At 73.7% G+C, this 13,156-nt stretch carries 13 protein-coding genes; 3 read left to right on the forward strand and 10 right to left on the reverse strand.

The genetic code is table 11. From position 1 onward, the window contains the following. Positions 1-109: 109 nt before the first annotated feature. A complete protein-coding gene (gene bldG / locus ACFOSY_RS23955) occupies positions 110-451 on the reverse strand; it encodes an anti-sigma factor antagonist BldG (protein WP_006132569.1) in 342 nt (113 codons plus the stop codon). A gap of 79 nt (positions 452-530) precedes the next feature. Between bldG and ACFOSY_RS23960 the strand changes: the two genes are divergently transcribed. Beyond that, positions 531-3,125, forward strand: a complete 2,595-nt coding sequence (locus ACFOSY_RS23960; protein ID WP_394310276.1) for a DEAD/DEAH box helicase — start codon at positions 531-533, stop codon at positions 3,123-3,125. On the opposite strand, the gene ACFOSY_RS23965 is transcribed toward ACFOSY_RS23960, so the two are convergent. From ACFOSY_RS23965 to ssd, 7 genes are all read right to left on the reverse strand, one after another. Further along, positions 3,061-3,444: an Rv3654c family TadE-like protein gene (locus ACFOSY_RS23965; RefSeq protein WP_394310278.1), complete on the reverse strand. Its 384-nt coding sequence runs from the start codon at positions 3,442-3,444 to the stop codon at positions 3,061-3,063. The genes ACFOSY_RS23960 and ACFOSY_RS23965 overlap by 65 nt on opposite strands. Then, entirely contained in the window at positions 3,441-3,785 is a 345-nt protein-coding gene (locus ACFOSY_RS23970) for a TadE family type IV pilus minor pilin (RefSeq protein WP_394310285.1), read from the reverse strand. Before ACFOSY_RS23970 ends, ACFOSY_RS23965 begins: the two co-directional genes overlap by 4 nt. Before the next feature lie 70 nt (positions 3,786-3,855). Then, positions 3,856-4,065, reverse strand: a complete 210-nt coding sequence (locus ACFOSY_RS23975; RefSeq protein WP_033274961.1) for a DUF4244 domain-containing protein — start codon at positions 4,063-4,065, stop codon at positions 3,856-3,858. An 83-nt stretch (positions 4,066-4,148) separates the two neighbouring features. Continuing rightward, complete coding sequence (locus tag ACFOSY_RS23980) at positions 4,149-4,934, reverse strand: type II secretion system F family protein (RefSeq protein WP_394310287.1); 786 nt, start codon at positions 4,932-4,934, stop codon at positions 4,149-4,151. Positions 4,935-4,956: 22 nt separating this feature from the next. Beyond that, entirely contained in the window at positions 4,957-5,823 is an 867-nt protein-coding gene (locus ACFOSY_RS23985) for a type II secretion system F family protein (RefSeq protein ID WP_394310289.1), read from the reverse strand. Beyond that, on the reverse strand, positions 5,820-7,034 hold the full coding sequence (locus tag ACFOSY_RS23990) for a TadA family conjugal transfer-associated ATPase (RefSeq protein ID WP_394310391.1): 1,215 nt from the start codon (positions 7,032-7,034) through the stop codon (positions 5,820-5,822). The genes ACFOSY_RS23985 and ACFOSY_RS23990 overlap by 4 nt, the downstream gene beginning before the upstream one ends. Before the next feature lie 5 nt (positions 7,035-7,039). Further along, complete coding sequence (gene ssd / locus ACFOSY_RS23995; protein WP_394310292.1) at positions 7,040-8,146, reverse strand: septum site-determining protein Ssd; 1,107 nt, start codon at positions 8,144-8,146, stop codon at positions 7,040-7,042. A 575-nt stretch (positions 8,147-8,721) separates the two neighbouring features. On the opposite strand from ssd, the gene ACFOSY_RS24000 reads away from it, so the two are divergent. Further along, entirely contained in the window at positions 8,722-9,555 is an 834-nt protein-coding gene (locus tag ACFOSY_RS24000) for an HAD family hydrolase (protein WP_394310294.1), read from the forward strand. 410 nt (positions 9,556-9,965) lie between these two features. On the opposite strand, the gene ACFOSY_RS24005 is transcribed toward ACFOSY_RS24000, so the two are convergent. Next, positions 9,966-10,790, reverse strand: coding sequence for an oxidoreductase (locus ACFOSY_RS24005; protein ID WP_394310296.1), 825 nt, complete (start codon positions 10,788-10,790; stop codon positions 9,966-9,968). Between the two features lie 101 nt (positions 10,791-10,891). On the opposite strand from ACFOSY_RS24005, the gene ACFOSY_RS24010 reads away from it, so the two are divergent. Further along, positions 10,892-11,872, forward strand: coding sequence for an ATP-binding protein (locus ACFOSY_RS24010; protein WP_394310298.1), 981 nt, complete (start codon positions 10,892-10,894; stop codon positions 11,870-11,872). A gap of 3 nt (positions 11,873-11,875) precedes the next feature. Here the strand turns inward: ACFOSY_RS24010 and ACFOSY_RS24015 are convergent, their stop codons facing one another. Then, the gene (locus tag ACFOSY_RS24015) at positions 11,876-13,141 is read right to left on the reverse strand and encodes a polysaccharide deacetylase family protein (RefSeq protein ID WP_394310300.1); all 1,266 of its coding nucleotides are present in this window, start codon (positions 13,139-13,141) and stop codon (positions 11,876-11,878) included. Positions 13,142-13,156 lie beyond the last annotated feature (15 nt).

The raw sequence follows: 13,156 nt of genomic DNA on the forward strand, positions 1-13,156 counted from the left end.
GCATCCCCCTCGCGACTACGGGCGTGCGGTGAAGGGGCCGGGCCGCCGAACGCCCGGCCCCCTTCGTGTCTCTCGTGCTGCCCGGGCACGACCGCCCGGGAGCGGGTGGTCAGTCGGTCGCCGCCACCGCTTCCTCGACCGAGGTGTGGATCGGGAACACCTTGGTGAGGCCGGTGATGCGGAAGATCTTCAGAATGCGCTCCTGGTTGCAGACCAGGCGCAGCGAGCCCTCGTGGGCTCGTACCCGCTTCAGGCCGCCGACCAGCACGCCGAGTCCGGTGGAGTCGAGGAAGTCCACACCTTCCATGTCGACGACAAGGTGGAAACTGCCGTCGTTCACCAGCTCGACCAGCTGCTCGCGCAGCTTGGGCGCGGTATATACGTCGATTTCGCCACCGACCCTGACGATCGTGCGATCGCCCACGGTCTCGGTCGACAGGGACAGGTCCACGGATCCTCCAGCACCTAGCTATCGAGCGGTCGCCCTTGGGACATCTCGGCTCAGCCCCCGGGACGGTTCGCCAGCCGCCATGGCATTCAATCACTTACCGGCAGGCGTGCACGACGCCTTGGCCCCATTGTCCGTCACGCCGGTGACACACTCGGTGCCGATGGCCAAGAATCACCGATCCGATCGACCCCCGACGGACACGCGATCCGGGACCGCCGCGCCGGGCGACGTCCTGGACCGGCTCACGTCCGGACCGAGCCGGGCTTCGCGCATTACTCATACGGAGCACTTGCCCCCGCGTGCGGGTCGGCATGCCGTCTGGCCGGACCGGATCCGCGCGGAGGTGATCGCCGCGGTGCGGGACGCGGGAATCGAACACCCCTGGGCCCACCAGGCGCGGGCCGCCGAGCACGCCCTGGACGGCGAGTCGGTGGTGGTCGCCACCGGCACCGCCTCCGGCAAGTCCCTGTCGTACCTCGTACCCGTGCTGTCCACGCTGCTGGACGGCTCCGAGGCGCCGAACGGCCGGGGCGCCACCGCCCTCTACCTCGCCCCCACGAAGGCCCTCGCCGCGGACCAGTGCCGGTCCGTGAAGGAACTTTCACAGCCATTGGGCCATTCGGTGCGCGCGGCGGTCCACGACGGCGACACTCCGTTCGAAGAACGCGAATGGATCCGCCAGTACGCCAACTACGTCCTGACCAACCCCGACATGCTGCACCGCGGCATCCTGCCGTCCCACCCCCGCTGGTCCTCCTTCCTGAAGGCGCTCAAGTACGTCGTGATCGACGAGTGCCACACCTACCGGGGCGTGTTCGGCTCGCACGTGGCCCAGGTGCTGCGCCGGCTGCGGCGGCTGTGCGCCCGCTACGGCGCGTCGCCGGTGTTCCTGCTCGCCTCGGCGACCGCCGCCGAGCCGGCCGTCGCCGCCCGCCGCCTCACCGGCCTGCCCGTGGTCGAGGTGGCGGACGACGCCTCACCCCGCGGTGAACTGGTGTTCGCCCTCTGGGAGCCGCCGCTGACCGAGCTGCACGGCGAAAAGGGCGCCCCGGTCCGCCGCACCGCCACCGCCGAGGCCGCCGACCTGCTCACCGACCTCGCCGTGCAGGGCGTCCGCTCGGTCGCCTTCGTCCGCTCCCGGCGCGGCGCCGAGCTGATCTCCGTGATCGCCCAGGAGCGCCTCGCCGAGGTCGACCGGCCCCTGGCCCGGCGGGTCGCCGCCTACCGGGGCGGCTACCTCCCCGAGGAACGCCGCGCCCTCGAACGCGCCCTGCACTCCGGTGAGCTTCTCGGCCTCGCCGCCACCAACGCCCTCGAACTCGGCATGGACGTCTCCGGCCTGGACGCCGTGGTCATCGCCGGCTACCCGGGCACCCGCGCCTCCCTGTGGCAGCAGGCCGGCCGCGCGGGACGCTCCGGGCAGGGCGCGCTCGCGGTGCTGGTGGCCCGCGACGATCCGCTGGACACCTTCCTCGTGCACCACCCCGAGGCGCTCTTCGACCGTCCCGTGGAGTCCACCGTCCTCGACCCCGACAACCCGTACGTCCTCGCCCCCCACCTGTGCGCGGCCGCCGAGGAACTGCCCCTCACCGACGAGGACCTCGCCCTCTTCGGCCCCACCGCCGAGGAGCTGCTGCCGCAGCTGGAGGCCGCGAAGCTGCTGCGCCGCCGGACGCGGGCCTGGCACTGGACCCGCCGCGAGCGGGCCGCCGACCTCACCGACATCCGCGGGCAGGGCGGCCGCCCCGTCCAGGTCGTCGAGGAGGGGACGGGCCGGCTGCTGGGCACCGTCGACGAGGGCGCGGCGCACACCAGCGTCCACGAGGGCGCCGTCCACCTGCACCAGGGCCGCACCTACGTCGTCCGCTCCCTCGACCTGGAGGACTCCGTCGCCCTGGTCGAGCAGGCGTCCCCGTCCTACACGACCGTGGCCCGGGACACGACGTCCATCTCCGTCCTGGAGACGGACACCGAGATCCCCTGGGGCGACGGACGTCTGTGCTTCGGCTCCGTCGAGGTCACCAACCAGGTCGTCTCCTTCCTGCGGCGGCGGGTCATCACCGGCGAAGTGCTCGGCGAGACGAAACTCGACCTCCCTCCTCGTACGCTGCGCACCCGAGCCGTGTGGTGGACGGTCACCGAGGACCAGCTGGACCGGGCCCGCGTCGACCCGGAGATCCTCGGTGGCGCCCTGCACGCGGCCGAGCACGCCTCGATCGGCATGCTGCCGCTGTTCGCCACCTGCGACCGCTGGGACATCGGAGGCGTCTCGGTCCCGCTGCACCCCGACACCCTGCTGCCCACGGTCTTCGTCTACGACGGCCACCCGGGCGGCGCGGGCTTCGCGGAACGCGCCTTCCACACCGCCCGCTCCTGGCTCACCGCAACCCGCCAGGCCATCGCCTCCTGCGAGTGCGAGGCCGGCTGTCCCTCGTGCATCCAGTCCCCCAAGTGCGGCAACGGCAACGACCCCTTGCACAAGCGGGGCGCCGTGCGGCTCCTGGACGTGCTGCTGGAGGGGGCGCCCGAGGAGAAGACCGACGGGACGGAGGAGGCCGGTGCCGCCGGGCCCGCCGGCGCCGTGGCTCCCGAGGGGGACGGCGACCGGATCAGTGCGCCGGCGGACGGCCCGGCGGAGGAGGCGCCGGACCGCCAGGTCCCGCCCGTGCCCTGACCTCCGCCGTGAACGGCCCCGCGCCGGACGCCACCGACACGTCCGACACCTCGCCGGTCATCACGCACCGCACCAGCCGCGCGTCCTGGGCGCGGGCCACCCGGTCCGCCCGCGCGCACGCCTCCGCCGCACCGCGCGCCCAGTGGTCGGCGGCGGCGAGCGCGGCGAGATCCGCGCCGCCGGCCGCCCGGTGACGGACCACCACGGCGTGCCCCAGGGCGAGCACCACCCCGAACACCACGCACAGCACGGCGATCGCACCGACACACCAGACAGAGGCGGAGCCGCGGTCCGTCGGACTCCGCGAGCCGTCCCTCACGTCCCCCTCCCCGCGTCCACGGGAACCACCGCCTCCTCGGCCGCCGCGACGGCCTCCTCCCTCAGCTCGAAGGGCAGCGCCCGCAGCATCGGCGCCCTGGCCACGACGGTCACCCGGACCTCCTCGGCGTCCCGGCGGACCGTGATCCGCGCACCGGCCGGCGCGGCCTCCCGGGTCACCTCGACCACCGCGTCCGGCGGATCCTGCCGGGCCGCCGCCCGAGCCCCTGCCCGCGCCGCGTCCACACACTTGATCTGCGCGGCCACCACCATCAGCCCCCACACCAGCGCCGCCATGACCAGCACCAGCACGGGCAGCACCAGCGCCGACTCCGCCGTCACGAACCCGCGGTCGCGCCATCCGCCGCACCATCTGCGGTCCCACCGGTCGTGCCATCTGCCGCGCCACCTGTCACATCCGGCCATCGAGGGCCTGCTGCACGATGTTCCGCAGAGCCGTGCTGACCGGGCCGCTGTTGACCACCCGGTAGAGCACCACGGCGAACGCCACCGCCGCCACGATGCCCATCGCGTACTCCGAGGTCACCATCCCGGCGTCCCTCCGCGCCCCGCGCACCCGCGCCGTCAGGGCACGCAGCCGCGCCCGCACCACCTGATACATCCGAACCTCCGTACGTGCCATGTCACTTGCCGTCCTTCGCCGTCCGTCGTCCTGTCCCGTCGTCGTCCGTCTCCGTCGTCCGCTCACCCGCCTCCCCCCAGCACCCCGCCCGCGAGGCCGATCACCACGGGCAGGACACCGACGGCGATGAAGGCGGGCAGGAAGCACAGCCCCACCGGGGCGCTGATCAGGACCGCCGCCCGCCGGGCCCGCGCGGTCGCCGCTCGGGCCCACTCGGCCCGCGCCTCGGCGGCGAGCCGGCCCACCGGGGCGGCCAACGGGAGGCCGGACACATCGGCCCGCTCCAGCAGCCGGGCCAGCGAAGCCGCGCCGGGCAGGGCGGCCAGCCGGCCCCAGGCCTCCCCCGGCTCACCGCCGAGCCGCACCTCCGCGGCGCCCCGCGCCAAGGCGTCACCGACCGGGCCGCCCAGGGTCTCCCCGACCGCCTGCGCGGCCGGTACCGGCCCGGCGCCCGCCGCGATGCACGCGGACAGCAGGTCGGCGGCGAGCGGGAGTTGGCGTGCCGCCTGCGCGGTGTCCGGCACCGGCGCCTGGGCGTCCGCCCGCGTCCGGCGCCGCTGCCACCGCCACAGTCCCGCCGCCAGGACCAGCCCGAGCCCCACGCCGTGGAGCCCGCCCACCGTCACCCACCCGGCGCCCACGACCGCCACGTACGGCAGCCGTCCGCGCGCCGCCCTGAGCAGCGGGAGGTGGGCGCCAGGCCTTCGACGCTCCCGGGCGGAGAGCGCGTCGAGCCGCCGCCGTGTCCGCCGTTCGCACCGCAGGCGCTGCCACCAGGCCCACGCCCCGACGAGCACCGCCGCGATCCCCACGACCGTCCCCAGCCTGTGGACGACGTCGCCGCTCATGACGCCGCCTTCTCGGCACCGCTCATGACGCCGCCTCCTCCGCACCGCGCATGATCCGCAGCGCCCACCACAGGCCCAGCCCCTCCAGCACCCCGCCGGCCGCCAGACAGACCGCCCCCTGCGGCGTGTGCAGCAGGACGTGCAGCGGGTCGGCGCCCAGGGCCGCGCCGAGCGCCAGCCCCACCACCGGGAGTCCCGCGAGCATCACCGCCGTGGTCCGCGCCCCGGACAACTGGGCGCGCAGGTCGGCACGCTGGTCCCGCTCGGCGCGCAGTGCCGCCTCCAGCCGGTCGAGGCCGTCCGCGAGACCCGCGCCCTGGTCCACCGCCACGCGCCAGCACGCGGCGAGACCGCGCAGCCCCTCGGCGCCGGGCTGCCGGGCCGCCGCGAGCGCGTCCGGCACGTCCCCGCCGAACCGCGCCGCCGCCAGCACGGCCGCCTGCATGTCGCCGAGCCCTCCGGAGTCCCGAGCGGCCGGCCACAGCGCCTCGCCCGGCTGCCGTCCCGCCCGCAGCTCCCCGGCGAGCGACCCGCACAGCGCGATCACCGCGTCCGCGCGGCCGTCCCGCTCCTTGCGCACGGCCGCGGCCCGCCGCGCCTTCCGCAGCAGAGGAACCCCGGCCGCCCCCGCGACGACCGGCAGCACCGACGCCCCGAGCACCGCCAGCACCACACCGACGGCCAAGGACGCCCACTCGACGCGCGGTCGCCGCCGGAGCCGGTCGCCGGCCCGCAGCAGTGCCCCTGACCATCCCGCCGGGCGTGGGTCGTCCCCGGTGAGCGCCCGCGCCCGCCTGGCCTCCGTGTGTCCGCCGCCGCCCAGCAGCCAGGCCGCGGTCCCCAGGCACGCCGCCGCCGCGCCCATCGACGTCCCGGTCGCCCCGCTCATGCGCCGACCGCCTCTCGACCTGCCCGGGCCTCCTCGTCGCGCGCGGCGCGCAGCAGGTGCCGCAGGCGCGGCCAGCCCGGCTCGGCGACGAAGGTCTCCGGTCCCCACCGCAGCGCCGGCGCCGTCCGCACCAGCCCCGAGGCGTCCCGCTCCAGCACGTGCACCTCGGCGATGCGCCGTCTGCCGCTCCGGTCCCGCACCAGGTGCAGCACCACCGACAGGGCGGCCGCGAGCTGGCTGTGGAGGGCCAACCGGTCCAGCCCCGCCGCCGTGCCGAGCGCCTCCAGCCGGGCGGGCACGTCGCTCGCCGCGTTGGCGTGCACCGTCCCCGAGCCGTCGTGGCCCGTGTTGAGCGCGGCGAGCAGATGCACCACCTCGGGGCCGCGCACCTCGCCCACGACCAGCCGGTCCGGTCTCATCCGCAAGGCCTGGCGCACCAGGTCCTCCAGGGTCACCAGTCCCGCGCCCTCCTGGTTGGCGGGCCGGGTCTCCAGCCGCACGACATGGGGGTGGTCGGGCCGCAGTTCGGCCGAGTCCTCCGCCAGCACGATCCGCTCGTCCGGCGCGACCAGCCCCAGCAGAGCGCTGAGCAGGGTCGTCTTGCCCGTCCCCGTGCCGCCGCTGACCAGGAAGGACAGCCGCGCGTCCATCAGGGCGCGCAGCACCCGGTCGCCGCCCGGCGGCACCGTCCCGGCCGCGACCAGTTCGTCGAGGGTGAAGGCGCGCGGCCGTACCACCCGCAGGGACAGGCAGGTGCCGCCGACCGCGACCGGGGGCAGCACCGCGTGCAGCCGGGTGCCGTCGGGGAGCCGGGCGTCGACCCAGGGCCGGGCGTCGTCCAGGCGCCGTCCGGCCACCGCGGCGAGCCGCTGCGCCAGGCGCCGCACGGACGACTCGTCCGGGAAGGACACCGGGGTGAGCGTCAGGCCGCCGCCGCGGTCCACCCAGACCCGGTCCGGCGCCGACACCAGCACGTCGGTCACGGTCGGGTCGGACAGCAGCCGCTCCAGCGGTCCGCTGCCGACCAGCTCGGACCGCAACTGCTCGGCCGCTCCGAGCACTTCCGCGTCGCCGAGCACCCGCCCCTGTTCGCGCAGGGCCTGCGCCACCCGTGCGGGCGTCGGCTCGGCCCCGCTCTCGGCCAGCCGTCGCCGCACCCCGTCGAGCAGGCCGGGCGGCATCCCCGCCCCGGTCGTCTCCATGCCGTTCATACCGCTCATGCCGCCCTCGCCTCCACCAGCGCGCGCTCCCAGAACTCCCGGCAGAAGCGGGCCAGCGGGCCCCGGCCTGTCACCCCGGGCGGCCGTCCCGTGCCGTACGGGCGCTGGAGGGCGGGCTCGACGGGCACGTCCCCGACAAGGGGCAGGCCGAGCAGCCGGGCCACCTCGCGGTCGTCCAGGCCGGGTGCGTACGGTCCGCGGACGGCGACGCGCAGGTCGCGCAGGACCATGCCCACGGCGGACGCGACGCGGCCGGCCGCCGCGACGGCGCGCAGCTCCGCGGGGACCACGAGCACCGCCAGGTCGAGCTGGGCGAGGACCTCGGCGACGCCTTCGTCGACGCGTCGCGGGAGGTCGACCACGACGGCTCCGCCGCCGCGCCGGGCGGCGGCGAGAACCGCGCGCACGGCCCGGGGCGGCACCGAGAGACAGTCGCCGCGGTCCCAGCTCAGCACCCGCAACGCGTGCAGCTCGGGAAGGGACTCCTCGAGTGCCCCGCCGCCGACCCGGCCGTGCGACGAGGCGAAGGCGGGCCAGCGCAGCCCTTCGGCCGTCTCGCCGCCGAGCGCCACGTCCAGTCCGCCGCCCAGCGGGTCGGCGTCCACCAGCAGGGTGCGCAGCCCCTCGCGGGCGGAGGTGACGGCGAGCGCGCAGGCGAGGGTGGAGGCACCCGCGCCGCCGCGTCCGCCGATGACGCCGACGGTCAGGGCGGGCCGTCCGACGCCTTCGGCCACGTCGGCGATGCGGTCGACGAGCCACTGCTCGCCGTCGGGCAGCATCAGCACGTGGTCGGCGCCGATCTCGACGGCCCGCCGCCAGACGCCGGGGTCGTCCTGGTCGCGGCCGACGAGCACCACTCCCTGTCTGCGGGGCGCGCCGCGGGCCCGCCGGGCGGCGTCGTCGCCGACCAGGACCAGGGGCGCGGCCTCCCAGCTTCCGCGCGGCCCGGGCAGTCCGTGGTGGACCTCCGGGGTGGCGCCGGCGGCCGCGCACAGGCGCAGCAGGTCGTCGAGGAGTGCCGTGTCCTCGGTGACGATCAGCGGTGCGCCCGGCCGGTGGCCTCCGGGCGGCGGGTCGTGTGTGACGGTTCCGGTTCCGGTCATGTCGTCCCCAGTGCTCGCTGCCTCGCGGGGCCCGGGGCCCCGCCGGTTCCAGGTGGGGGAGGACCGCGCTGCGGCCTCCCGCGGACCGGCCGGCGAAAACCGGCCGTACGCTTCCCGGCGCATCGGAAGCGGGTGGGAACTCGCTCCGAGCGGGATGCGTGGGAATGACAGTGCAGCGGTCCCGGAAATCGTGGGGATCTTGGTGGAAAACTGTGGACGAGACGGTGCCTGTGAATATCGCGGTCACCCATACCGGTGAGACCGTCACGGCTTCTGTGCGACAACCGCAGAGCAGTCCGACCGCTACCCTCCGTCACCTATCACGCACATGACAATCAATTCCTCACACGAGCCCGCGCGGGAGAAGGAAGGGGAGCAAGCGGCGGAAAATGCGTCCGGACATGCGACGACCCCCGCCGGGGGGAGAGCGGGGGTCGTCCCCACGGCCGACTCGGGGGGGGGAGGAGTCGGACCGGGTTAGCACGGTCGCGAACGATCCGTGACTTCCATGGTGTACCCGAGGGCCCTCTCAGGCAAACCCACGCGCCACACCTTACGCCGAATGGGCTGCGCCTATGCTCAGGAACGTGGAAAACCACTTGTCGCCCCGCACCGCCGCCTTCTTCGACCTGGACAAGACGGTCATTGCGAAGTCGAGCACACTCACCTTCAGCAAGTCCTTCTACCAAGGCGGCCTGATCAACCGCAGGGCCGTCCTGCGGACCGCGTACTCCCAGTTCGTGTTCCTCGCCGGCGGCGCGGATCACGACCAGATGGAACGGATGCGGAAGTATCTGTCCGCACTGTGCCGCGGGTGGAACGTCCAGCAGGTCAAGGAGATCGTCGCGGAGACCCTGCACGACCTGATCGACCCGATCATCTACGACGAGGCGGCCACCCTCATCGAGGATCACCACGCCGCCGGCCGCGACGTGGTGATCGTGTCCACCTCCGGCGCCGAGGTGGTCGAGCCGATCGGCGAGCTGCTGGGCGCCGACCGGGTCGTGGCCACCCGCATGGTGGTCGGCGACGACGGCTGCTTCACCGGCGAGGTGGAGTACTACGCCTACGGCCCGACCAAGGCGGAGGCGGTCCGGGAGCTGGCCGCGTCCGAGGGCTACGACCTGGCCCGCTGCTACGCCTACAGCGACTCGGTGACCGACATCCCGATGCTCGAGGCCGTCGGCCACCCGCACGCCGTGAACCCGGACCGCGCGCTGCGCCGGGAAGCGCTGACGCGCGAGTGGCCGATCCTCGATTTCCACCGTCCGGTACGGCTGAAGCAGCGTTTCCCGGCGTTCTCCGTTCCGCCGCGTCCCGCCCTTGTCGCGGCGGCCGCGATAGGCGCGGCGGCGGCCACCGCGGGCCTTGTCTGGTATGCCAGCCGGCGCCGCTCGACGGTTGCCTGAACATACCTTTTCTTCGCCACGCGTCCCGTCCGGGACGCGTTCGCCATTTCGGCGTCCGTTTACTACTCGTTTGAACGGAAAAGTAAAGGAACGGCGGCCAGGACTTCCCCTCTCCGGGAAGCCGGAGTACAAAGGAGTTGTCGGCCCGCGAGACCAAGGACGTCCGAGAGGACGACCTCCAGAACGCTTGAGGCCCCACGGACCGCGCATGGAAACCGCGCACCCACGCGACGTCGACCCGTCGATTACGGGCCAGCCGCACCAGGCCGGGCAAAGTTCCCCGGCCTGATGGGCACATATCGAGGACGCTTGGTAACGCGGCGGACGTGCCAGCGGCGGTACGAGTATTCGTACCGCCGCATTTCTCGCGCGGGGCCCCTCCACCCCGGCCCGTGTGACCTACCGGCCGGTCAGGCGGCTCCGCGCTGCAACGCCTCGCACACCGCCGTCGACTCGCGCGCGCCGAGCCCGACCGCGCGCCCGCAGTGGGCGATCCAGGCCGCCATGCCCTCCGGCGTGCCGGACAGGTAACCCCTAAGCGCCTCGAGGTAGGCGTCCCGCCCCAGCTCGGCGTGGCCGACCTCGGCCGGGCACACCGACTTCGGGTCAAGGCCGCTGCCGACCAGGACGATCCGCTCGGCCGTGCGCGCGACCAGGCCGTTGTGGGACGTGAAGGGGCGCAGCGCGAGCAGCTCGCCGTGCACCACGGCCGCCGTCACCAGCGCCGGCGCCGAACCGCCCGCGATGACGATCTCGGCCAGCCCTTCCAGCCGGCCGTGCATCTCGGCGGCGCCCGGCAGGGGCAGGTCGATCAGGGGTTCGTCGACCGGCTCACCCGTCTGCCGGGGCCGGCCCACGTGCTCGGCCTTGTCGGCCGCGGCGACCAGGTGCAGCCGCGCCAGCACCCGCAACGGCGACTGCCGCCAGATCGACAGCAGCTGACCCGCCTCGGCCGTCAGCCGCAGCGCCGCGCCCACGGTGCGCGCCTCGTCGTCGCCGCTGAAGTCGCTGCGGCGCCGCACCTCCTCCAGCGCCCAGTCCGCGCCGGACAGCGCCGCCGAACCCCGGGCGCCGCGCAGGGCCGCCTCGGAGGTGATCTCGTTGCTGCGCCGCCGCATGACCCGGTGCCCGTAGACCCGGTCCACGGCCTTGCGCACGGACTCCACGGAGTCGGCCACTCCGGGCAGGTTGCCCAGGGCCGCGAGGGGATCGGCGGTCGCGCCCGTCGTACTCATGAGTACGACCCTACGCACCCTGAACGCCCACCCCACGATGGAGTGGTCTTCCTCACGCCCGGCTGTGACGTACAGCTACTCCCCTACTACGCTTTGTGAACATGAAAATTGCTTTCGTTGGGAAGGGCGGGAGCGGAAAGACGACCCTGTCCTCCCTGTTCATCCGTCATCTCGCGGCCGAGGGCGCCCCGGTCGTCGCCGTGGACGCCGACATCAACCAGCATCTCGGGGCCGCGCTGGGCCTGGACGAGTCCGAGGCCGCCGCCCTCCCCGCGATGGGCGAGCACCTCCGGCTGATCAAGGACTACCTGCGCGGCGCCAACCCGCGCATCGCGTCCGCGGACACGATGATCAAGACGACCCCGCCCGGCGAGGGCTCCCGGCTGCTGCGGGTCCTGGAGGACAACCCGGTCTACGACGCCTGCGCGCGTCCCGTCGGGCTGGACGGCGGCACGGTCCGCCTGATGGTCACCGGCCCCTTCACCGACGCCGACCTGGGGGTCGCCTGCTACCACTCCAAGACCGGGGCGGTGGAGCTCTGTCTGAACCACCTGGTGGACGGCCCCGGCGAGTACGTCGTGGTCGACATGACGGCCGGCTCGGACTCGTTCGCCTCCGGCATGTTCACCCGCTTCGACATGACGTTCCTCGTCGCCGAACCGACCCGGAAGGGCGTCTCCGTCTACCGCCAGTACAAGGAGTACGCCCGCGACTTCGGCGTGGCGCTGAAGGTCGTCGGCAACAAGGTGCAGGGCCCGGACGACCTGGACTTCCTCCGCGCTGAGGTGGGGGACGACCTGCTGGTGACCGTGGGCCACTCGGACTGGGTGCGGGCCATGGAGAAGGGCCGCCCGCCCCGCTTCGCCGCCCTGGAGGAGTCCAACCGGCTCGCCCTGCGCACGCTGCGCGAGGCCGCCGACGCGACGTACGAGCTGCGGGACTGGGAGCGGTACACGCGCCAGATGGTGCAGTTCCACCTCAAGAACGCCCGGTCGTGGGGGAACGAGCGCACCGGGGCCGACCTGGCGGCGCAGGTCGACCCCGGTTTCGTGCTCGGCGAGAGCGTCACCGCCGGGGCCTGAGTCTCACTCCTTCGCGGCGGGGGAACCCGGCGCGCCCTTGGGGGCCGGGGCGGGGCCGGAGGCCAGGAAGGCCTTCCAGCCCTGCTTCGGAGCCTCGCCGACGTCCAGCGAGCGCAGCTTCTCCAGGGTCGCCGGGTCCTGCGCGTCCAGCCAGTCCGCCAGTTGGCGGAAGGAGACGCACCGCACGTCGGACTTGGTGCACACCGTCTCGATGACCTCCTCGACGGCCCGCATGTAGGTGCCGCCGTTCCAGGACTCGAAGTGGTTGCCGATGATCAGCGGCGCCCGGTTGCCGTCGTAGGCGCGCTCGAAGCCCTGGAGCAGGCCGTCCCGCATCTGGTCGCCCCACATCTCGTGCTTGTCGGGGTCGCCCTGGGTGGTGGTGCCGGACTGGTTGACCATGAAGTTGTAGTCCATGGTGAGCTGCTCGAAGGAGTGCCCGGGGAAGGGCACGAGCTGCATCGACAGGTCCCACAGGCCTGCCTTCTTCTCGGGCCAGATCTGGTTGTTGACGCCGCTGGTGTCGTAGCGGAAGCCCAGCTCCCGGGCGGCCTTCCTGAAGTTCTTCTGCCCTTCCAGGCAGGGCGTGCGGGCCCCGACGAGTTCCTTGTCGTAGTCGAAGGGCAGCGGGGCCTCGTCCTTCATGCCGGCGTTGGTCTTCCAGGTCTTCACGAACTGCTTGGCCTGGGCGATCTCCTCCTTCCACTCCTCCACCGACCACTCGCCGACCCCGCCGTCGCTGCCGCAGAAGTGGCCGTTGAAGTGGGTCCCGATCTCGTTGCCCTCGAGCCAGGCCAGCCGCAGCTGCTTCACGGTGTCGGCGATGCCCTGCTGGTCGTTGAAGCCGATGTCGGAGCGGCCCGGCGAGTGCTGCGGCGGGTGGTACAGGTCGCGCTTCTCCTCCGGCAGGAGGTACACGCCGCTCAGGAAGTACGTCATGGTCGCGTCGTTCTCCTTGGCGACCTTGCGGAAGTGGGAGAACAGCTTCTGGCTGTCCTCGCCCGCGCCGTCCCAGGAGAACACCACGAACTGCGGCGGCTTCTCACCGGGCTTCAGCCGCTCCGGTTTCGGCAGATGCGGCTGGGCGCCGGTGTAGGCGGTGGACCCGTCGCCGATCAGCCGGACGACGTTCTTGGGCGCGGGCGCCGGCTGCGCCTTCTCCCGTTCCTGCCCGCCCGCACCGCCTCCGCCGGTTCCGCAGCCGGCGAGCGCGGTGAGGCAGACCGCGGTGATCACGGTGCCCGTGGCGATCCTGTGGGTGGCGGCCATTCGCCCACCTTCTTC

Source organism: Streptomyces lusitanus (assembly GCF_042647945.1).
Lineage (GTDB): Bacteria > Actinomycetota > Actinomycetes > Streptomycetales > Streptomycetaceae > Streptomyces > Streptomyces pseudogriseolus.

Coding starts and splice junctions, on each gene's coding strand:
- ACFOSY_RS23960 (WP_394310276.1), top strand. CDS start 531: ATGGCATTCAATCACTTACCGGCAGGCGTGCACGACGCCTTGGCCCCA.
- ACFOSY_RS23975 (WP_033274961.1), bottom strand. CDS start 4,065: ATGTATCAGGTGGTGCGGGCGCGGCTGCGTGCCCTGACGGCGCGGGTG.
- ACFOSY_RS23980 (WP_394310287.1), bottom strand. CDS start 4,934: ATGAGCGGCGACGTCGTCCACAGGCTGGGGACGGTCGTGGGGATCGCG.
- ACFOSY_RS23985 (WP_394310289.1), bottom strand. CDS start 5,823: ATGAGCGGGGCGACCGGGACGTCGATGGGCGCGGCGGCGGCGTGCCTG.
- ACFOSY_RS23990 (WP_394310391.1), bottom strand. CDS start 7,034: ATGAACGGCATGGAGACGACCGGGGCGGGGATGCCGCCCGGCCTGCTC.
- ssd (WP_394310292.1), bottom strand. CDS start 8,146: ATGACCGGAACCGGAACCGTCACACACGACCCGCCGCCCGGAGGCCAC.
- ACFOSY_RS24000 (WP_394310294.1), top strand. CDS start 8,722: ATGCTCAGGAACGTGGAAAACCACTTGTCGCCCCGCACCGCCGCCTTC.
- ACFOSY_RS24005 (WP_394310296.1), bottom strand. CDS start 10,790: ATGAGTACGACGGGCGCGACCGCCGATCCCCTCGCGGCCCTGGGCAAC.
- ACFOSY_RS24010 (WP_394310298.1), top strand. CDS start 10,892: ATGAAAATTGCTTTCGTTGGGAAGGGCGGGAGCGGAAAGACGACCCTG.
- ACFOSY_RS24015 (WP_394310300.1), bottom strand. CDS start 13,141: ATGGCCGCCACCCACAGGATCGCCACGGGCACCGTGATCACCGCGGTC.